Raw genomic sequence first — 19,856 nt, forward strand, 5'->3', positions numbered from 1 at the left:
TCCTTACTTGCGGATGGTATCCAGTCCCGCCTTCTTGAGGCCCAGTACACGGTAATAGATATCCTCATACTGATTAGTGATCATATCCCGGCTGAAACCTTCGCAGGCCCGTTCCAGACAATCCTTGCGGAACTGCTCAGCCATCTGTTCATCCGATAATAGCTTAACCGCATATTTCGCCATAGCGGATGTATCGCCGATCGGAGCCAGGAAGCCGGTTTTGCCGTGCACGATAAGCTCAGGGATCCCTCCGGCCTGTGAACCGATGGTCGGTACACCGCAGGCCATCGCTTCCAGGGCGACGAGCCCGAAGCTCTCTTTCTCCGAAGGCAGCAGCAGCAGGTCGGCCAGGGAGATGACCTGGGCGATTTCATCCTGCTTGCCGAGAAACCGCACTTTATCCTCAAGACCCATCTCATGAATCTTGGCCTGGATTTTGGGCAGGTCCGGACCTTCACCTACAAGCAGCAGCTTGGAGGGCAGCTCCCGGTTAACCTTGGCAAAAACATCCACCACATCGTGCACCCGCTTAACCGGGCGGAAATTGCTGATATGCATCAGGATTTTTTCATGGGGAGCAGCGTAATCGCCGCGCAGATTCGTCACATCGCGCGGATAATATACCCTTTTGTCCACAAAGTTGTAGGTCAGGTCGATATCACGGGTGATATCCAGCACCCGCCGTGTTTCGTTGATGAGATCCATCGAAACAGCCGTAACCGCGTCGCTTTCATTGATTCCCAGGCGGATCAGGTCCTTCAGCGACTCATCCTGGCCCAGTACAGTAATATCCGTACCGTGCAGTGTTGTAACCACCTTCATGTCGTTGCCGAGCATCTGCTTGGCCAGGAAGGCGCATACAGCATGCGGCACGGCATAATGGACATGCAGCAGGTCCAGCTGCTGCATCTTGGCTACCTGGGCCATTTTGGTCGCAAGCGCCAGATCGTACGGCGGATAGCGGAAGACATAATAATCGTTAACTTCCACCTCATGATAAAATATATTTTTCTGAAACCTTCCTAGCCGGAACGGGATGCTGTGGGTAATGAAATGAACCTCATGGCCTTTTTCGGCCAAAAGCTTGCCCAGTTCGGTCGCCACCACACCCGAGCCGCCAAGAGACGGATAACAGGTGATGCCTATTTTTAGCCGGTCCATAATTCCGTCTCCTTCAAGTGACTCATCGAAATTGTATTTGTTATTCCTTCAGGTAATAATATGAATTTATTATAGTTGTTCCTCTCGGCTAAATAAAGCCGGTCCTACTTGCGGGCAGAACCGAAATAATCCACGGTATGCGGTATCTTGCTGGCAAAGCCTTCGGCATAAGGGATCAGCTTCCGCTGTCCCAGCAGCATGTCTCTTGAGCGTACACGCTCGATGTACCCTTCATTTAACGGGGTGGATACGACATCCTCGCCTGGCGTTTTCTCAAACTGCGAACGGTAGCACGATAACGCCTGCTCTTTGAGGCCGTACTGTTCCGTCACATCGACGATTAAATCGGTCCGGCCCAGATCATTAATGAAATAAAAATACAGCAGCGGCGCAGCAACCGCAGGCTTGTCCGGCATATATCTGCGCAGCTTGGCATTGAAAACAGCTTCCTCCACCAGCTTGCTGCAGGCAATGTGGTCCGGATGGCGGTCTTCCCAATAAGGTGCGAAGACGATATCAGGAGCATACCGGCGGATTTCCAAGGTTACTGCAGCCAACTGTGCCTCATTCATATAAAGCCCCCGGTCCGGCAGACCGAGATTGGTCCTGACGGCCGCTCCCAGCAGATCTGCAGCCTCCTGGGCTTCCAGCCTGCGGCGTTCCACAGTGCCGTTGGAAGACATCTCGGCAGCCGTCAGATCACATAAGCCAACCTTCAGGCCTGCTGCCGTATGCTTGGCAATGGTGCCTGCCATACCGATCTCAGCGTCATCCGCATGAGCACCGAATACCAGAATGTCGAGCTTCATTCATCCACACCCGGCTTGTATTTATGTACGAGCTCCCGCCAGCCGAAATCGCCGCGGTCAATGGCTTTGACCAGGATTTCTGCCGTCGCGATATTGGTAGCAACCGGTATGCCGTAGACATCGCACAAGCGGAGGAGTGCCGTAATATCAGGTTCATGCGGCTGGGCCATCAGCGGGTCGCGCAGGAAGACAATCAGGTCCAGCTCATCCTGGGCAACCATGGAACCGATCTGCTGGTCTCCGCCGAGCGGACCGGACATATAGCGGTATATGGTCAGCTTGGTAGCATCCATAATCCGCTGGCCTGTGGTCCCGGTAGAATAAAGCTCATGCCCCTCAAATACATGCTCATAGGCTGTTACGAAATTGACCATTTCATCCTTCTTGCGGTCATGTGCAATAAATGCAATCTTTAACATGCTGTTTCTCTCCCGTCTATTCTATAAAATGCTCGAAACCGTAAATCATCCCCGTATATTCCATTACTTTCTGGACGCCCATTTTGACACCAGGCATATACCCTGCACGTTCGTAGGAATCGTGACGGATCTTAAGTGACTGTCCGTAACCGCCGAATACCACTTCCTCCTGGGCAAACACGCCCGGCAGCCGGACGCTGTGAATACGGAATCCGTTGTAATAGCCCCCGCGGGAACCTTCAATCGTTTCCTCTTCCTCAGGATTCCCCTGGCGCAGCTCCTGGCGCACTTCGGATATCATCTCTGCAGTCTTGATCGCTGTCCCTGAAGGAGCATCAAGCTTCTGGTCTCCATGGTACTCGATAATCTCCAGATGCGGGAAATATTTTGATGCCTGGGCGGCAAATCTCATCAGCAGAATGGCACCGATTGAGAAATTAGGCGCGATCAGGCCGCCAATCCCCTGCTCTTTACATTGCTTGTCCAGTTCGGCAATCTGCTCAGGAGTAAAGCCCGTAGTTCCGATTACCGGACGAACCCCGTATTTAACAGCGAGAGCTGTATTTGCATAGACCGATTGCGGAGTCGTAAAATCAACCATAACATCGCCTGCAGCATTCGCCAGGGCGGCTTCCAGGTCTGAGGAAACAATTACTCCGCACTCCTCCAGACCCACCAGACGACCGGCATCGATGTCTTTGCTCGAGCGGTCAATGGCCGCAGCCAGTTCCAGCTCTTCATCCTGCAGCACCAGCTTCACTACCTCTTTGCCCATTCTTCCTCCTGCTCCGGAGACGATCACTCTAATCTTGTTGTTCACGTTTGTTTCCTCCTCACTTTCACGAATTCCAGCTTACTGGATATATTTTTGTAAAGATTGCTGAAGATCCTTCATCATCTGCCGCAAACCCGAATCATCGGGATGCAGGGCGATGACTTCTTTCATGGCCGCGATTGCTTCCAGATGCTCATTCATCCGGCTGTGTCCGATCGCAAGCCATACATAGGCATCCCCGTATAACGGGTCCAGAACAATCGCTTCTTTAAGAAGCGTAACCGGATGGTAGGGGTTTCCTGATCCCGGCTTCTCATCCTCCAGCAGCCGCTTGGCTTCCTGCACAAGCTGCAGCGCCTGCAGGTGCTGCAGATGCAGCCGGTACTCCTGTCTGACTCCGTCGAGCTTCACCGCCGCGAGGGCGTGCTCGAGCGCTTTCTCCAGCATGCCGCTGCGGGCATACGTAATGGAACAGCGGTATCTGACCTCTGCATCATCCGGAGAAGCGGATATCGCTGCTTCAAAACAGGTTATTGCTTCTGCAAAATCACTGCGCAGTATCGCGCGGTACGCCTCTTTGACATAATCCTTGTGATTCATATCCCCACCACCCTGACGGCTAAATCCCGTTCGTTTGGTACAGCATATGTTATAGAGGCCTAATCGGTGTCCTTCAGCGTCCAGCGCCCCGCATCGCGGGTATTGAATTTATGCATCACCTTATTATGCGCTTCAGTCAGGTCAATTCCGAGGGAATTGGCAAAACAGATGGTAATGAAGAGGATGTCGCCAAGCTCCAGTTCAATGGAATTAACCTCTTCATCCGCCTTCTTCGGCTTCTCGCCGAATTTATGGTTCACTTCACGGGCCAGTTCTCCCACTTCTTCGGACATACGGGCCATCATAGACAAAGGGCTGAAGTACCCTTCCTTAAACTGTGAGATGTAAGCATCTACTTCGCGCTGCATCTCACCAAGACTTTTATCCATAAAATGTATCTTCGCCCCCTATATGTTCTTGCCTTCTGTTTGCCCCTATGTTATCGTAAAGACGTTTTGAAGACAAATCTTTTTTAGACAATGACAATCCAAACGGCCCGTCAGAGGCATGAGCGAGGGATAAGATGAATTCATCCAAGTTGATCAATATCGGCAAAACGACTGCCCCTATTTTGCTTGGAACGGCAGTGTACGCATTTGGGCTTCTGTACTTTATCGTACCCAACCAGCTGATGGAAGGCGGCGTAACCGGGATTACCATCCTGCTGAACTACGCTTTTAACATCCCTATATTCCTGACCACGCTGCTGCTTAATCTTCCGCTGTTCCTGCTTGGCTGGAAGGTGCTCGGCTCCAATCAAATCATTTACACCGGAATCGGCATCGGCGCCCTGTCACTGTTCCTCTGGGTATTTGAAGCCCTGATTGATGCAGGCCTGCTTGTCCCCTTTACGACCGAGCATGATTTTATTCTTGCTTCATTATATGCCGGCGTTACGCTGGGTGCGGGTCTGGGCATTGTGTTCCGTTACGGCGGTACAACCGGCGGTGTTGATATTGTTGCCAGAATTCTGGGCCGCAAGTACGGGTGGAGCATGGGCCGGATTATTCTTGTGGTCGATATCATCATTATCGGCGCTTCACTGCTCTACATCCCCCGGGAAAAAATTCTGTATACTCTCGTTGCCGTGTTTATCGCCTCCAAGATTATTGATTTTATTCAAGAAGGCGCTTATGCCGCCAAAGCCTTCACTATTATAAGCGACGAAGCCCCGCAAATTGCCGATCTCATCACTACAGAGATGGAGCGCGGAGTGACGCTGATCCCGGCGATCGGTGCCTATTCCAAACAGGCGAAGCATATGGTGTACTGCATTGTCGCCCGGCAGGAGATCCGCCAGCTTACCCAGCTGGCCAAATCCGTCGATCCCAGAGCGTTTATCATCATCAGTGATGTGCATGATGTGCAGGGTGAGGGCTTCCGCGAGACTTAATTATACCTTTGCAAAAATAAACGGACCCCATCCCTGCTGCTGATGTGCAGGGATGGGGTCCGTATTTAATTTCCATTGGTGCCCAACTCGGTTTTTCGTGTACCTTAGGCTCGGTCGCCCGTGCTTCGGCACAATATACTCGGTTTTTCGTGTACATTGGGTCCAGCCACCCGCGCTTCAGCCCAATGTACTCGGTTTTTCGTGTACATTAGGTCCATCCACCCGCGCTTCGACCCAATGTACTCGGTTTTTCGTGTACATTGGGCTCGATTGCCCGCTCTTCGGCCATTATACTCACTTTCCGAGTCAATGACTGAAATTGGCCTATTCAGCCGCACACCGGCCGAATCTTACTGCCCTACACTGGCTTCCATTCCTCGTTCTCGCCGCGGTATTTGCGGTAAGCGGCGTAGACCAGCGCCCCTATAATGAACGCCCCGGCCATAATTCCCCAAGCCCCGTATTTCTGGGGCGGCAGAGGAACAGAGAGTACAGGCTCATTTCTTTCTTTGCCGAACATAACCCGGACGGCATCCTGGCCGTAAGAGATAATCTCCAGCAGCTTTGCCCGCTCGACAGGCTGCGAGGATGATGGAATGCCTGCCGCATAGGACAGCCAGGAATCAAAGGCATTTACCACCTCAGGCTTGCGGGATATCACAATGGCCGGCCGGATGTTCTCATATCTGCTTTGCAGCCGAGCAACCGCCTCTTTCCAGCCGGCGAGCTTGCCTGCGGCAGCGCTTTGCTCCATATCGTTCAGATCCTCGCGGATCAGCTTATAGTACTGCAGCCACATGGGCTGGCGCGGATGATTCAGGGCATTGGCAGCCAGACGCAGCCGGGCCGCAGCAGCTTCCCACTTCTCCGGCGAGATCTCGGCAGCAGCCATTACAGCTTTGAGATCCATAATTAACGCTGACAGCGCGTTAATCCCCTCCACAGAAGTCAGCCCTTCAAAGGAGGAAGAGACCACAATCCGGGAAATTTCCTCACTCTCTGCCCTTGCTTTAACCACGTTGCCTTCCAGAACATAGCTGTACAGGGTTTCTGCAGCCTGCTCCAGCTGCTGGGCCCCCGTTCTGCCGTTAAGCACCGGTGCCCCGCTATCCCGGGTACTGCCTGCCTTGATATTGGACTCATTATGGGGACTCCCCCCTGATTCAGCTGTATTCGCTGATACTCTGTCACCATACATACCGGCTAACAGCCAGCACAGCACCAACCCTGTCAGCACAATAGATCTCGTGCGCGGCATGAGACATCCCTCCCACCCTTAATGTATGGCGGAAGGACAAGAGATAGAACAGGCTTGTCAGCGCCTGAGATCTCCCCGTTTTTTTACAGGTTCAAACTCACGGAACCGCCCTCCAAAAAGCCAGGCAGCAGCGGCGCTGGCCAGGGTCAGCCCGATTGTAAAGTATTGTACAGCATTTACGTCGTCGCTCAGTACTGAAGGAAGCCATGGATATATACCAGCCGAATAATCGATCATGTCATTGGCCAGTGTCCAGAGCAGGGCAACCGGCAGCATTCTGCGGAAGGAGAAGAAGCGGGCATAGATCAATGCCTCAACCGCCATACCCAAATGCGACGCCACAAGCATCCAGTCCTTCCAGCCTATCGTGTCCCCCTGATACCCTCCGGCAAAAATAATACTGACCGCCCAGATGCCGTACTTGACGGAAGTCAGAACAGCAAGCGCCTCAATCAGTTCACGGAACAGCGTGCCCTGTAGGCTTTTTGGCGGAAAGAGCAGCAGAAGCAGCGCTGCTGTGAAAAACAGGCTCGCCGTAGGGCTGTCAGGGACAAACGGCAGCAGCCATGCCGGATAATTGGCGGCTGTATATTCCAGTTGATTCCCGTACCATATGTATCCGTAAACCGTGCCAAGCAGATTCACCACAAAGAGCAGCCAGATAACTCCCCGGTGCTTAAACAAATTCAATAATCCGTGAACCGGCATATCAAATTCTTACCTCCCAATAGCGGCAGCATTATAATTACACATACAAAAACCCGACCGCATGCACGATCAGGTTTGCGTTATCATTATTTTACTGTTCGCTTTTTTGTTTGGCAAGCCAGCCGGCCAGATCCTCAATATCCTGCTCGCTTAAGCCTGCTCCGAGAGCCGTCTCATACATCGGCGGCATCTGGCCTTGTCCTTCTTTTATAATAGTAAGTATTGCTGCCTGGTCATGGGTATCCCCGACTCCGCGCAGCGAAGGACCGCCGGCCCCCTTCAGATCCACGGCATGACAGGTGACACAGCTGGCCTGCTTGAACAGCGCCATCGCCGGGTCATCCTTGTCCACGATCGCTATCTTCTCATTCTGCACCACGCTTGTCGTCGGGAGACCCTTGGCCCTGTTCTCAGCCGCCTGCTCCTCACGCTGGATATGCTCCGGAATTTGCCCGGTTTCCGCCATCTCATGCTTATACTCTGTCCAGGCAGTATTGGTCAAATAAATAATCGCCGCCAGGGAGAGAAACATCAGGGAAGAGGCAATCGGTCTGCGGTAAAACCTGCGTTCGCGGCCCGTATCCAGAAAAGGAGCGAGCAAAAGCGCCCCGAAGGCCACCCCGGTTACGCCCAGCGTACCCAGAACAATGTAATCACCGGATGCATACGGAAGCTTCAGATACTGATACAGGAACAGGAAATACCAGTCGGGAATCGGGATAACCGTTGCACTGGCGTCCGCGGGGAAACCGAGCGGTGCGGGTTCGGAAATCGTCAGCACCAGAATGCCTACGAGCACGACAACGCCGACCATCCACTCTTTAAGCAGAAAGTTAGGGATGAATGCTTCGGATTTGCCGGGATAGGCCGTATAATCAGGCGGAGTAATGAACCCGCTGCCCTTGCGGACCCGGGAATCGCCGACGAATATGACCTTTTCCTTTTCTTCGGAATTGTCTTTGCCTTGATGTGCCATCACTGTACCCCCTTTTCTGTCAGCTCATTACAAAGGTCCGGAAATGCCCTGTCTGCGGATCATTATAAAATGTCCGACGAGCAGTATAAGCAGAACCGCCGGGAGGAAGAATACATGAAGTGCAAAAAAACGGGTGAGCGTTTCTGCACCGACGATGGTGCCGCCCTGCATCAGCTCTTTCAGTACAGGCCCCATTACCGGAACGGAATTGGCGATCTCAAGAGTAACCTTGGTGGCGAAGTAGGCTTTGTTATCCCAAGGCAGCAGATAGCCGGTCAGCCCGAGACCCAGCATCACAAAAAAGATCAGCATACCGACCACCCAGTTCATCTCCCGCGGGGCTTTGTAGGAGCCGGTGAAGAACACCCGCATGGTGTGGAGGAACATCATTACGATAACAAGACTCGCGCCCCAGTGATGCATCCCGCGGACAATCTGTCCGAAGGCAACCTTGGTCTGCAGATACTCGACACTGGCATACGCATTGATAATATCAGGAACATAATACATGGTAAGGAACATGCCGGACAGAATTTGGATTACTGTAATGAAAAAGGTAAGGCCGCCGAAGCAGTACACGAATGCAGAAAAATGATGCGCCGGGTTAACGTGCTCCGGAACCTCATGATCAGCGACATCCCTCCAGATCGGCGTAATATCAAGACGTTCATCAACCCAGTTGTAGATATTTTTAAACATCAGGTTACGCCTCCTTCTCCGCTACCGTATTGGGGACGATATCGCCGAGATAGACCCAGCCTCCGTCGATTTTGGTCTGGTACTGGTCAAGCGGCTTGGGAGCCACCTCCAGGTTCCCGCCAGCCTTCGTATAGCGCGCACCGTGACAAGGGCAGTGATATTCGTCCGGATAGGACTTGTTGTTGTTCCAGCCGACCGTACAGCCGAGGTGCTTGCAGATCGGTGAAAGCGCATAAATTTCTCCGTTTTCGTCTTTACGGATCCACGCCGTCAGTGTTGCTGTACTGGCATACCATCCGTCCTGCTGCTTGAGCTCAAAGGTGAACTCCTGCGGTACATCGGTAATTTTGGACGTCTCAGCGACCTTGATAAAATCACCCGCACCTCTTTTATGTAATATCGGGTCTACGGCAAAACGGACCATGGGGAGGATCGCCCCGGCTCCCATAAAGGCGGTTGCGCCGCCAAGCGTGTAAGTCAGAAACTGTCTGCGCGATATCTCTTTTCGGCCGGGCGGTTCTTGCGTGTGCGGATTCTGTTCTTCGCTGAAGCTGCTCATACTGTGTGTAACCCCCTTTTCATATTTGAGAAGGCACATTGCAGTGTTATTTCCGATACATTTCTTGTTAAGAATACGTAATCAATGACAAATCTCACATGACATATAAGTTCATCCTTATCATAGCTTAGGGTCCAAAACCCGTCAAGAATATTGTCTAAATTGTGACAGGCCAATCCTAGCGTTTTTATTAAAATTGTTGATTTTCTGTCACATTTACCTTACTTATCGGATTGCCACATCCGCTCTATTTTTTGCTTTATATGGACACTCAGCTCGCTCTTGCTCAAACCCTCCAATTCAGGCAGGGAAAGAACTAAATCGCTTTCATGAATCAGTTCCGCTGACACTCTGACCTCTCCGGTAACCACTACTGCAAACTGGAATTGTTTGGATTTGACTTTTCGGCAAATATCGTTCACATATGCTGTGCTTTCGGCTGTCTGGTACTGAATAGCCGGATAGGTTACTATACGTCCCTGGTACGGTTTTTCAATCAAGTCCATAAAATCACGCAGTCTTTCCAGTACCTCTGCAGCCTCCGCGGGATGCTCTGATCCGGTAAGCCCTGTATAAGGCAGCAGGCAGGTATCAAAGAACCGGCCGTTCTCCTTCCAGTCAGCCACGGTAAAATCACTGAATTTCATTTCTCCAGCACTCCTTTATTACAGATTTTAATCAGTAGACGCATATCATTTTTTATAGTTCAAAAAAAAGAAATGCGCAAGGCGCATTTCTCTTTTTTTATGCCAAACTTTTCAGTTCTTCAGTCAGATCCCGGAAAGCCGCTCTATCTCCGGCTGCCAGCGCCGTGTCGATCTCCCGGTACAAGATGTCGGTACGACGCTTTCGCAGCGCTTCATCCCACACCATTTCTGCCGCAAGCCCTAGCATCACTTCATAGGTAGCCTTCATTTTGTCCATTCGATACACCTCCGCTGTTTAGAAGATTCCATATTCCTTTGCCTTAAGAACATAACTTTCACTTGTACGCGCCATTCTCTGCAGATCCTGCTCGGTTAATTCACGGACCACTTTGGCCGGGGTACCCATCGACAGAGTGTACGGCGGGATCACTTTGTTTTCGGTTACAACAGAGCCGGCTCCTATTAAAGCATATTCACCAATCTCGGCTCCGTTCAAAACAATTGCACCCATTCCGATTAATGTGCCTCTGCCTACGCTGCACCCGTGAATAATCGCAGAATGCCCAACCGATATATCGTCAGCCAGAATAAGCGGTACTCCATCAGCTACATGGCCTACAACACCGTCCTGGATGTTGCAGCGTTCTCCAATGATTACAGGAGCCAGATCCCCCCGCAATACGGCATTAAACCATATGCTGGAATACATCCCCACTCTCACATCACCTACCAGCTTCGCTCCCTCAGCTACGTAGACGGTATCGTCAAGCTGCGGTATGTAGTTCCTGTAAGCAATCCGCATGTTTCTCCCCCTTAACCCATCAGCCTTTTGGGGGCAGCGGCCTCCGTCCCCCATGACGTCATCATGGCAACCGGTCCTTCAGGCGTCTCGCCAAGCCGGAGCATGCCGAGATGCAGCATCATCCTCAGAAGCCGGTGTTCAATAATTGAAGGCACATCATCATAGTAAAACGGTTTGACCAGCCAGCCCATTCCTTCCACCAGCGAAGAAACGGTTACCCAGTTCCCTGCACTTGCGCTTATCCAGTAGACGAGCGATGTGAGATTAGGTATAGCACCTTTATAGAGTTTTAACCAAAAGGAGAATAACTGTATCATCCTTTCTGATTTTCCCTCTGCCACCAGGCTGTCTCCTGCCGGAGTCAGCTTCAGGCGGTGGCCTTCTTCAGCAATATAGCGGCGGTGGCGTGCATAATCATAGAGCAGGGCAAGCCGGGGAGGATAATGCTCGCATGCCCTGCCGTAGCCGAATCTCCAGCCTCCCTTGCCAAGCAGCGGCTCCGGAATCTGAATGGCATTCATCAGGCCCTGCTGGGAACGCTTATACAGTGCCCCCTCCTGATTCAGCTCAGGCTCATTCTCTTTTACATAGCGCAGGAACAGCAGCAGATCCTCTGCCAGCATTTCGCCTTCTCCCCGGTAGATCACAGGCTCCATTCCCGGAACTGTCCGTTCCCGGATGTAGTCTCCCATAACGGCACGAAAGCGGCTTTTGAGATCCTCAGGAATCCGGAAAAGATATCTGCTCTGCTGGGATGCACCGTTAAAGAGCCATCCGGCATTTTTAATCCGGCCGATCAGTTCCCGGTAGCCTGTACTGCTGCCTGCTGGAGCGTCAAAACAGGCCTGCCTGGCAGCAGCCAGCAAATCCTCAAGACTAAACTTGCTTCGTTCATCAAAAATCAGCGTGTTCAGAAATCTCAGTTCTTCCGGTGCGCAATCCCTGATATAGGATTCCATGTAGCTCCGGCTTCCCAGCGTGATGAGTATACTCTGGATCAAATCATGTTTAGAGTTTCGTTTGCAATCGCATTGGTAGCGTCCCGCTATGGCGGTAAGCTGACCGATGTCCGCATAAGTAAGCATATCCGCCAGATTCATCTTATATCGCCTCACCGTTTTACTACCATTATGGGAAATACTGCCCTTTTTATTCCTTAATACGCAAAAAAAATAACCCGAAGGGTCGGGTTAAGGCTGATTTTGCAGGATATGGCGGGTACAGTTATAGAGCAGCGCGTTCCATTCCGCTTCTTTCTTTTCCAGAATAGTCAGCGACAGATTGCCGATTCTTTCGGTGTACTTGTCCTTATACAGCGCTGTATAGAGCTGCGCCAGAAACCCTCCATGGGAGATGATCAGCACATTGCTGTCCGGATACTTTGCCGACAGATCTTCCAGAAAAGCCAGACCGCGCAGCTGGAGGGCCTCATCACTTTCCTGTCCCAGCTCCAGCAGATTCCAGTCCTTGCCCCATTTCGCCTCACGCTCCAAAGCCGTCAAGCCCTCAACCTGCCCGTAAGCCCGTTCGCGGATCCGGTCATCCGGCTCCAGTAAAGGGATCCCCAGCTTGCCGGCAACGATCTTTCCGGTCTCTTGTGCACGGGAGAGATTGCTGGTAATACAATAATCCCAGCGGTAGGATTCCTGCATCAGCCGGTCTCCCAGCATCTCAGCCTGCCTCCGGCCTTCGTCGTTAAGCGGAATATCGCTTTGCCCCTGTATTTTCCCCAGCGCATTCCAGTCGGTCAGCCCATGGCGTATCAAGCCGATCAGCATTGCCTATCACCTTTCCTTCCCTGTAATGTTTGCTTAATAATGTATCATGAATGAAAACAATTGTCTTCTTTTTGAAATAAAATTATACCATAGTAGTAGTTATAGCTTTTTGATACGTCAAAAAAAGCCCTCTTTACAGGTGTAAAGGGGCTTTCATTGTCTGCGGTACCGGTTCAGCCGGACCAGCAAAAAGATGGATAAAAGGACACCCAGCATAGACAGCATCATCCAGTACTGCGGATGTGTCGGCCCCATGCTTACTACCAGAGGTTCAATAATTCCGCCGCCGGAATCCATCGCAGGGTAAGATGATGTCCATTCAAGGGACAAGCCTGCAACGCCTGTGTCGACGATTCCGCTCTGTGCCGAAGTCGTGTTGGACGGCGTTCTGAACATGGTAAAATAAAGGAAGCTCGATAGAAACACTGCCAGAAAGCAGGCAATCCAAAGGCTTATACGGCGGCGGAAAACCGTTGAATTACCGGCGGATTTGCCGTCACCGGGCATGAGCCAGGGACTCTCCAGATAGATCCGCTCCATAACTCTGAGATTTACAGCTTCCGCTCTTTCTTCGCTGACTTCTACCTTCGCATCCTGCATAAGCTCACTGGTCTCCTGCCAAAATGCCCATTCAACGGCACAGAAGGAACAGCCTGCTATATGCTTCTCCAGCTCAATCCGCTTGGGGTCAGTGGGGGGAGCGTCCCACAAAAGCGGAATGGAATCCTGCGCTTCCCTGCAGTTCATTGGCCTTACACCCTCTCAGCCTGCTCTTCAATTTCAGGCTCATAGAAATAGGATTCGAGTTGCAGCTTCACACTGCTCCTTGCCCGGAACAATAGTGACTTCACGGAGCTGACGCTCTGGTCCAAAATCACAGCAATTTCCTGGTAATCCATTTGGTCATATTCACGCAGAATCAGCGCCGAGCGCTGCTTCTCCGGCAGATTATTAATAGCTTCACGGACCAGATTCATCCGTTCCTTGCGCAGTGCCGCCTGCTCGGGAGCGATCTCCGGCGGAGCTACAGGGGTATAACCGCTTTCTTCGAGCGATACATTGCCTGCACGGTTCTTGCGGAGCTCGCTGAGCACCGTATTGCGGGCAATCGTGTACAGCCATGTTGAAAAGGAAGCGTCTACCTCCCGGAAGGAATGCAGGCTCCTGAACGCTTTGTAGAATGTCTCCGAACAGAGATCCTCGGCAATCAGCTCCATATGGGAGTTTTTAAGCATATGATACACAAAAGCCAGTATTTTACGCTGATATCTGCTCATTAATTCTGAATACAATTCTGTATTGCCTTGTTTGATTAACTGGATCAACTGGGAATCCGTCATGGTGAGTTCGGCCCTCCTCGCCCTTGTACGCGTACTCCCTGCCGGTCCGTACTAAATAAGTTATACCGGTCAGGGCTAAAAAAGTTGCGCTGTAAAAATCAAATTTAAAACGTGTGCCAAAACACTTTCCTATGTATATTCAATTACCCGCTGATTAGGCATGCTGTATGTAAATGCTGAAAGAAAAAAACATATTCGCAAATTTCCAGACCATCCTTCATCCGCCTTTTTCCGCAATAAAAGCAGTGAAGTCTATAAACATACTGGTTTATTATAGCATACAATCTGATAGGATGACATTAGTAGACTTTTAAGTCTATTACATTTTATTACAATTTAGGACTAAAGTCCGGTATTGCAAAAACCTTGTAACGACACAGAAAAACATTGAAAAACATCATCTGCATAAGGGTACGCACCGCCGGATTTCTATCCGATTTGACACAGAAGCGCCTCTCTTCTCTATCGACGTCATTCGTTTGCTATGTTATTATGATAAACTGATAACGTATTAGCGAACTAAAGCACATGCTGAAATGTGCCACTTACTAGGGGGATTAGAGAGATGAAGCGACAAGGATTTTTAGTTCTATTGGCAGTGATGATTATTGCAGTGCTGGCAGGCTGCTCAAGCTCAGGTTCAGGCAATGGAGACGGGAAGCTTGTGATCGGTATCGATGACAAGTTTGCGCCGATGGGGTTCAGGGATGACAACAATGAGATTGTCGGGTTTGATATTGACTATGCGAAAGCTGCCGCTGAGAAAATGGGTAAAGAGGTTACCTTCCAGCCGATTGACTGGTCTGCCAAGGAATCCGAGCTGAACAGCGGACGCATTGATATGATCTGGAACGGGTACACCATTACAGATGAGCGTAAAGAGAAGGTTCTGTTCACCAAGCCTTATCTCGAGAACAGCCAGGTAGTGGTTGTGCTTGCGGATTCCGAATTGTCAAAGCTCACAGATCTCGCCGGAAAAGAAATCGGCCTGCAAAGTCTTTCCTCTGCTGCCGATGCGCTGGACGCAAGTCCGATCAAGGCTGACATCGGCGGCGTATCCGAATTCCCGGACAACGTCCTTGCCCTGACAGACCTGAAATCCAAACGCCTTGATGGAGTAGTCATCGACGAAGTGGTGGCAAGATATTACATGTCCCTGGAAGCCGGCACTTACAAGCTGCTGGATGAATCGCTGGCGCCTGAGCAGTACGGCATCGGAATCAAGAAGGGCAATGAAGCTCTGCTCGAGGAGCTGCAAAAGGCTCTGGACGAGCTGAGCAGTGACGGAACAGCCGCTGAAATTTCCACCAAGTGGTTTGGAGAGAACAAAGTACTGAACTAGATTGTATCTTTTAGGAGTCGTTGAAGAAATGGATATAGATTATATCATTAAAATTTCCGGCCCCATGCTGGAGGGTGCCCGGACGACAATTCTGCTGTTCCTGATCGTCATCGTCCTGTCCATTCCGCTGGGAATGCTCGTTACGCTGATGGCCAAAAGTGCTATTAAGCCGCTGGCGTGGATTGCGCACACCTATATCTACGTTATGCGCGGAACTCCGCTTTTGCTGCAGCTGCTGTTCTTTTGCTTCGGACTTCCGCAGATTCCGGTGATCGGGGAGTATCTCGTATTTGACCGTTTCGTCGCTGCCACACTGGGCTTTGTGCTGAATTACGGCGCTTATTTTGCCGAGATTTTCCGCGGAGGGCTGCTCTCCATTGATAAAGGCCAGCACGAGGCGGCCAAGGTGCTCGGACTCAGCAAGTGGCAGACTCTGCGTAAGGTCATTCTCGCCCAAATGTTCCGGGTGGCCCTTCCTGCTGTGGCCAATGAGTCGATTACCCTGGTTAAGGACACTGCGCTGCTCTATGCGGTTGCTGTTCCGGAGCTGCTGAATTATGCGAAGACGGCGGTCAACCGCGATTTTACAGTAACACCGTTTGTCGTAGCCGGAGTAATCTATTTGCTGATGACACTGGTGCTGACATTATTTTTCAAAGTACTGGAAAAACGTTTCAAATTTGAGTAGAAGGACTGTCCAACTATGAGTAATATCATTGAAGTCAGACAATTGCAGAAATCCTTCGGCAGCCTTGATGTGCTGAAAAAGATTACCTTTGAGGTGAGCCCGGGAGAGGTCGTTGCAGTCATCGGTCCTTCCGGCTCCGGCAAGAGTACAATGCTGCGCAGTCTTGTGCATCTGGAGGAGGTTACCGGCGGTAGCATCCTGATCCACGGCAAGCCGCTGGTGGACAACGGCAAATATGCGGGCGGGGCTGAGATCAAAAAAATCACCTCTACCATGGGCATGGTGTTCCAGCACTTTAATCTGTTTCCTCATCTCACTGTACGGGGAAACCTGGAGCTGGCCCCAAGAACGCTGAAGCGCGGGAGTGAACGGGAGATCGCCGCCAAAAGCCTGGAGCTGCTCTCCAAGGTCGGCCTGGCCGATAAAGCGGATGTATATCCATCCATGCTCTCAGGCGGCCAGAAGCAGCGGGTAGCGATCGCCAGAGCATTGATGCTGAGCCCCGATATTCTGCTGTTCGATGAGCCGACATCGGCGCTAGATCCCGAGCTGACCGGTGAAGTGCTGCGGGTTATCCGCCAGCTGGCGGAGGAGAATATGACGATGATCATCGTCACGCATGAAATGAATTTTGCCCGTGATGTTGCAGACCGGGTCTTCTTCATAGATAACGGGGAAATCGCCGAATCCGGCACACCCGAGCAGCTCTTCGGCAGTCCGCGGCTGGAGCGGACCCGGACGTTTTTGAATCAGGATTAAACAGAATTGCCTGGAGTGCACAGCGGCGGCTGTGCACTTTTTTTATTCTCTTTCATGGACTGATGCTTACTTGATTTCAATAACTACTGCACAAGACAAATTAGTTTTGAATAAACTGTTGACAATATGTAAACGGATACATATAATAAAAGTACAGTATGGTTTCTCTCCACTCCTATCCAAACACTGCACGGTTCCAATATAATTGTGAACTGTAACCGCTTATAATGTAAGCGGTTCTTTTTTTGTCTATTTTTAGCTTTACATGGGTTTGGTGACAGCGTACTCCACTTAAATGTACTGGAATAATCCCAAAAGCGCTTAACCGGCTTGAGCTTGAATAACTGGAGAAATTCTGAATGTTGAGAAACCCTGCTCTTTTAATGGTCTTGGGTTACTTTGCTGTGTTTCTGTATCTGCAGACGCTGCATTTGTTATGTGCCCCGTCCTCTTTCACAAGCTAACGGACACTGCTTCCGTTATTTGCCGAAAATCGCCCCGTTTCCATCGCCAACGGACCGTGGTTCCTTTATGCTGCTAAATGATGGGTATATTAAGCCCTTTCGGATGAAATAACGGAACCAGGGTCCGTTAGAATTCTAAAACACACCTCTAGCGCAACATAACGGAACTAGGGTCCGTTAACCTTAGCCTTTCCAAGTAATTAATTTGTTCTGGTGCGCGTGAGGTGATGGGTTGGAGCCGGCAATCGTTAATGGTGTGTCGTGTGAAACAAAGTCAGATAAAGAAGGCTGCTAGACTTACCGACAGCCTGAGCATTTCCAACTAAAGCTCATAATTAGTGATAAAGGTTCAAATTAGGTGGAGGAAATCCAATTAAGCTGTGTAGAACTTAGAACATGCCTCCATATTAAAAAACCGGGGCATAGGCCCCGGCTTCTCTATACATACACTGTATAATCATTGTGCTGCAGCAAAACTTTGGCCCGTTCCATGTCATTCTCCTGGCGGAAGGACAAGCGCATAATCCCCGGAACATCCTCGCGGCTCTCGATAATCTGCACGTTGCTGAGGTTGATTCCCTTATCCCCAAGCTCTGTAGCAATCCGTCCGATAATCCCCGGATGATCGGGTACATCGATGTGCAGATCGAACAGAGGAGTAATCATGCCCTTGCGGCGCTCAGGCAGCTGGCTGCGGAAGCCGTTCGCTTCCTGGAAGGCCTCCTCGATCCCCTCACCGTCGCCGCTCTCCAGCAGATGGATGAATGAGGAGACCTCTTCATTCCAGTCCTTAAGCAGCTTGAGCATGACCGTACGGTTATTCAGCAGAATATCGCGCCAGATAATCGGATCGCTGGAAGCGATACGTGTAATATCCCGGAAGCCCCCGGCAGCAAGCGTGCTGTACAGCGAATCGGTAGTATCATATCCGTGAATCTGATTCACAAGAGCAACAGCTATAATGTGCGGCAGATGGCTGATCGCCCCGACAATCTCATCGTGACGCTCCGGATCCAGCCGGACAATCTGTGCCCTGGTATGTAGAAGCAGGCTCTCAAGGGCCTGATAGGCCTCCTCCGGAACGCCCGGCGGCGGCGTCAGTACATAATATGCGTTCTCGAACAGTAATGAAGATGCGGCTTCGACTCCTGAACGCTCCGAGCCGGCCATCGGATGCCCGCCGATGAAATGTACTCCTGGAAGATCCAGTGACACCGCGCAGGCCGCTATACTGGCCTTGGTGCTGCCGACATCGGTAATAATACAGCCCGGCTTGAGCGGAAGCTTGCTCAGCTGCACTAGATATTCTTCCAGCATGCCCACAGGGACGCACAGGAAGATGAAGTCAGCATCCAGTGCCGCCTCTTCGACAGACAGTGTAGCCTCATCGACTACACCTCTGTTCACATACTTAATCGCGGATTCAGGACGGTGGGCATGGCCTACGACGGTCAGGCCCTCCTTGCCTTTGAAGCAAAGGGCCAGTGAGCCTCCGATCAGACCGACACCGAAAATGGCTATTTTTGTCGTCATGTTCTTTGCACTACCTGCCTTCTGTGGTATCGTCTTGTCTCTTGCCGGTTAAGCCTGTACGCCCTGCTCTGTAAGCGCCCGCTCCAGTGCGTTAATGAAAGCTTCATTCTGCTCTGTGGAGCCGACTGTCACACGGATGTAAGTCGGGTACAAGCGGTGGCCCGCTCTGACAATAATACCTTGGCTCAGCAGGGCGTCAAAGACTTCAGCCGCAGGCTTGCGTACATCCACCATAATAAAGTTACCGTGTGCAGGGAAAGATTCCAGTCCCAGGCGTTTGAACTCAGCCTGAAGCTGAATGATCCCGGCCTTGTTAAGCCGTCTGCATTCCTGGACATACTCCTGATCTGCCAGGGCAGCAAGTGCGCCGGCCTGGGCAAGACGCGAGGTATTGAACGGTTCACGCACCTGGTTAATCAGCTTGATGATCTCCGGGCTGGCAACACCGTAACCGATGCGCAGTGCAGCAAGGCCATAAATCTTGGAGAAGGTCCGCAGCACGACAAGGTTAGGATATTTATCAAGCAGCTTGATGCCGTTGGAGTAAGACAGGTCGGTTACATACTCATAATAAGCTTCATCCAGCACAACCATGACTTCCGGCGGAACTGCATCCAGGAACGCGGTAAGCGCCTCTTCCGGTACAATGGTTCCCGTCGGGTTGTTCGGGTTGCAAATCCAGATGACTTTGGTCCGGTCAGTAACCTTGGCCAGCATGGCGTCAAGATCATGCGTACCTTTAACAAGCGGCACTTCGATTGTTACAGCGCCTTCTATGTCTGCATTGCTTTTATATACAGAGAAGGTCTGATCGGCCATAATCGTCTCGTCACCCGGCAGGAAAAATGCACGGGCAATCAGGGCAATAATCTCATCCGAGCCGCAGCCAAAAATAATATTATCGTTCTCCACTCCCAAATGGCCGGCAAGTGCTGTAGTCAATTCAACAGCGGAACCGTCAGGGTAGAGATAAAGGTTATCCAGATCTGCAATGATTGCGGCTTTTGCACTTGGCGAAGCTCCGTAAGGATTCTCATTGGAAGCGAGCTTGATCACCTCGCTCAGGCCAAGCTCCTTCTTCACCTCGTCGATCGGCTTGCCGGGCTTATAGACCGGCAGGTTAACAATATTCGGTTTTGGATTCAT

24 protein-coding genes are annotated in these 19,856 nt (G+C 51.1%); 4 read left to right on the forward strand and 20 right to left on the reverse strand.

Annotation, left to right across the window (positions count from 1 at the left end; genetic code table 11):
• Positions 1 to 3 precede the first annotated feature (3 nt).
• The 6 genes from bshA to C2I18_RS01760 form a co-directional block, all read right to left on the reverse strand.
• Positions 4 to 1,164 carry an N-acetyl-alpha-D-glucosaminyl L-malate synthase BshA gene (gene bshA, locus C2I18_RS01735; protein WP_481857970.1) on the reverse strand — a complete coding sequence of 387 codons (1,161 nt, stop codon included), beginning with the start codon at positions 1,162 to 1,164 and terminating at the stop codon, positions 4 to 6.
• A 101-nt stretch (positions 1,165 to 1,265) separates the two neighbouring features.
• A complete protein-coding gene (gene bshB1, locus C2I18_RS01740; RefSeq protein WP_249899577.1) occupies positions 1,266 to 1,970 on the reverse strand; it encodes a bacillithiol biosynthesis deacetylase BshB1 in 705 nt (234 codons plus the stop codon).
• The gene (gene mgsA / locus C2I18_RS01745) at positions 1,967 to 2,389 is read right to left on the reverse strand and encodes a methylglyoxal synthase (protein ID WP_249899578.1); all 423 of its coding nucleotides are present in this window, start codon (positions 2,387 to 2,389) and stop codon (positions 1,967 to 1,969) included. Before mgsA ends, bshB1 begins: the two co-directional genes overlap by 4 nt.
• A gap of 16 nt (positions 2,390 to 2,405) precedes the next feature.
• Positions 2,406 to 3,209: a 4-hydroxy-tetrahydrodipicolinate reductase gene (gene dapB / locus C2I18_RS01750; RefSeq protein WP_249899579.1), complete on the reverse strand. Its 804-nt coding sequence runs from the start codon at positions 3,207 to 3,209 to the stop codon at positions 2,406 to 2,408.
• Positions 3,210 to 3,242: 33 nt separating this feature from the next.
• Entirely contained in the window at positions 3,243 to 3,764 is a 522-nt protein-coding gene (locus C2I18_RS01755) for a tetratricopeptide repeat protein (protein WP_249899580.1), read from the reverse strand.
• 59 nt (positions 3,765 to 3,823) lie between these two features.
• On the reverse strand, positions 3,824 to 4,153 hold the full coding sequence (locus C2I18_RS01760; protein ID WP_249899581.1) for a nucleotide pyrophosphohydrolase: 330 nt from the start codon (positions 4,151 to 4,153) through the stop codon (positions 3,824 to 3,826).
• Between the two features lie 134 nt (positions 4,154 to 4,287).
• On the opposite strand from C2I18_RS01760, the gene C2I18_RS01765 reads away from it, so the two are divergent.
• Entirely contained in the window at positions 4,288 to 5,157 is an 870-nt protein-coding gene (locus C2I18_RS01765) for a YitT family protein (protein WP_249899582.1), read from the forward strand.
• Positions 5,158 to 5,515: 358 nt separating this feature from the next.
• Here C2I18_RS01765 and C2I18_RS01770 read toward each other — a convergent pair whose 3' ends face one another.
• The 12 genes from C2I18_RS01770 to C2I18_RS01825 all read right to left on the reverse strand — a co-directional run bounded on the left by C2I18_RS01770 (position 5,516) and on the right by C2I18_RS01825 (position 13,924).
• A complete protein-coding gene (locus tag C2I18_RS01770) occupies positions 5,516 to 6,415 on the reverse strand; it encodes a sporulation protein YpjB (protein WP_249899583.1) in 900 nt (299 codons plus the stop codon).
• Positions 6,416 to 6,472: 57 nt separating this feature from the next.
• The gene (locus tag C2I18_RS01775; protein WP_249899584.1) at positions 6,473 to 7,105 is read right to left on the reverse strand and encodes a DUF1405 domain-containing protein; all 633 of its coding nucleotides are present in this window, start codon (positions 7,103 to 7,105) and stop codon (positions 6,473 to 6,475) included.
• 109 nt (positions 7,106 to 7,214) lie between these two features.
• Entirely contained in the window at positions 7,215 to 8,099 is an 885-nt protein-coding gene (locus tag C2I18_RS01780) for a menaquinol-cytochrome c reductase cytochrome b/c subunit (RefSeq protein WP_249899585.1), read from the reverse strand.
• 27 nt (positions 8,100 to 8,126) lie between these two features.
• Positions 8,127 to 8,798, reverse strand: coding sequence for a menaquinol-cytochrome c reductase cytochrome b subunit (gene qcrB / locus C2I18_RS01785; RefSeq protein WP_249899586.1), 672 nt, complete (start codon positions 8,796 to 8,798; stop codon positions 8,127 to 8,129).
• A gap of 4 nt (positions 8,799 to 8,802) precedes the next feature.
• Positions 8,803 to 9,357 carry a Rieske (2Fe-2S) protein gene (locus C2I18_RS01790; RefSeq protein WP_249899587.1) on the reverse strand — a complete coding sequence of 185 codons (555 nt, stop codon included), beginning with the start codon at positions 9,355 to 9,357 and terminating at the stop codon, positions 8,803 to 8,805.
• A 221-nt stretch (positions 9,358 to 9,578) separates the two neighbouring features.
• Positions 9,579 to 10,004 carry a DUF2487 family protein gene (locus tag C2I18_RS01795; RefSeq protein ID WP_249899588.1) on the reverse strand — a complete coding sequence of 142 codons (426 nt, stop codon included), beginning with the start codon at positions 10,002 to 10,004 and terminating at the stop codon, positions 9,579 to 9,581.
• Positions 10,005 to 10,101: 97 nt separating this feature from the next.
• Positions 10,102 to 10,281, reverse strand: coding sequence for an IDEAL domain-containing protein (locus tag C2I18_RS01800; protein WP_249899589.1), 180 nt, complete (start codon positions 10,279 to 10,281; stop codon positions 10,102 to 10,104).
• Positions 10,282 to 10,299: 18 nt separating this feature from the next.
• On the reverse strand, positions 10,300 to 10,806 hold the full coding sequence (locus tag C2I18_RS01805) for a gamma carbonic anhydrase family protein (RefSeq protein ID WP_249899590.1): 507 nt from the start codon (positions 10,804 to 10,806) through the stop codon (positions 10,300 to 10,302).
• Between the two features lie 11 nt (positions 10,807 to 10,817).
• Positions 10,818 to 11,906 carry a hypothetical protein gene (locus C2I18_RS01810; RefSeq protein WP_249899591.1) on the reverse strand — a complete coding sequence of 363 codons (1,089 nt, stop codon included), beginning with the start codon at positions 11,904 to 11,906 and terminating at the stop codon, positions 10,818 to 10,820.
• Positions 11,907 to 11,996: 90 nt separating this feature from the next.
• Positions 11,997 to 12,584 (reverse strand): histidine phosphatase family protein, encoded by a 588-nt coding sequence (locus tag C2I18_RS01815; RefSeq protein ID WP_249899592.1) that lies wholly within the window; start codon positions 12,582 to 12,584, stop codon positions 11,997 to 11,999.
• Positions 12,585 to 12,737: 153 nt separating this feature from the next.
• Positions 12,738 to 13,331: an anti-sigma factor family protein gene (locus C2I18_RS01820; protein ID WP_249899593.1), complete on the reverse strand. Its 594-nt coding sequence runs from the start codon at positions 13,329 to 13,331 to the stop codon at positions 12,738 to 12,740.
• A 5-nt stretch (positions 13,332 to 13,336) separates the two neighbouring features.
• The gene (locus C2I18_RS01825) at positions 13,337 to 13,924 is read right to left on the reverse strand and encodes an RNA polymerase sigma factor (RefSeq protein WP_249899594.1); all 588 of its coding nucleotides are present in this window, start codon (positions 13,922 to 13,924) and stop codon (positions 13,337 to 13,339) included.
• A 565-nt stretch (positions 13,925 to 14,489) separates the two neighbouring features.
• On the opposite strand from C2I18_RS01825, the gene C2I18_RS01830 reads away from it, so the two are divergent.
• From C2I18_RS01830 to C2I18_RS01840, 3 genes are read left to right on the forward strand one after another with little or no spacing between them, the layout of a single operon-like run.
• Complete coding sequence (locus C2I18_RS01830) at positions 14,490 to 15,266, forward strand: amino acid ABC transporter substrate-binding protein (RefSeq protein ID WP_249899595.1); 777 nt, start codon at positions 14,490 to 14,492, stop codon at positions 15,264 to 15,266.
• Positions 15,267 to 15,294: 28 nt separating this feature from the next.
• Entirely contained in the window at positions 15,295 to 15,954 is a 660-nt protein-coding gene (locus tag C2I18_RS01835; RefSeq protein ID WP_249899596.1) for an amino acid ABC transporter permease, read from the forward strand.
• A gap of 15 nt (positions 15,955 to 15,969) precedes the next feature.
• Entirely contained in the window at positions 15,970 to 16,713 is a 744-nt protein-coding gene (locus C2I18_RS01840; protein WP_275100955.1) for an amino acid ABC transporter ATP-binding protein, read from the forward strand.
• Between the two features lie 902 nt (positions 16,714 to 17,615).
• Here the strand turns inward: C2I18_RS01840 and C2I18_RS01845 are convergent.
• Both C2I18_RS01845 and hisC read right to left on the reverse strand, forming a co-directional pair.
• Entirely contained in the window at positions 17,616 to 18,710 is a 1,095-nt protein-coding gene (locus C2I18_RS01845; protein ID WP_249899597.1) for a prephenate dehydrogenase, read from the reverse strand.
• 48 nt (positions 18,711 to 18,758) lie between these two features.
• A complete protein-coding gene (hisC, locus tag C2I18_RS01850) occupies positions 18,759 to 19,856 on the reverse strand; it encodes a histidinol-phosphate transaminase (RefSeq protein WP_249899598.1) in 1,098 nt (365 codons plus the stop codon).

This window comes from Paenibacillus sp. PK3_47 (genome assembly GCF_023520895.1).
Lineage (GTDB): Bacteria > Bacillota > Bacilli > Paenibacillales > Paenibacillaceae > Paenibacillus_AQ.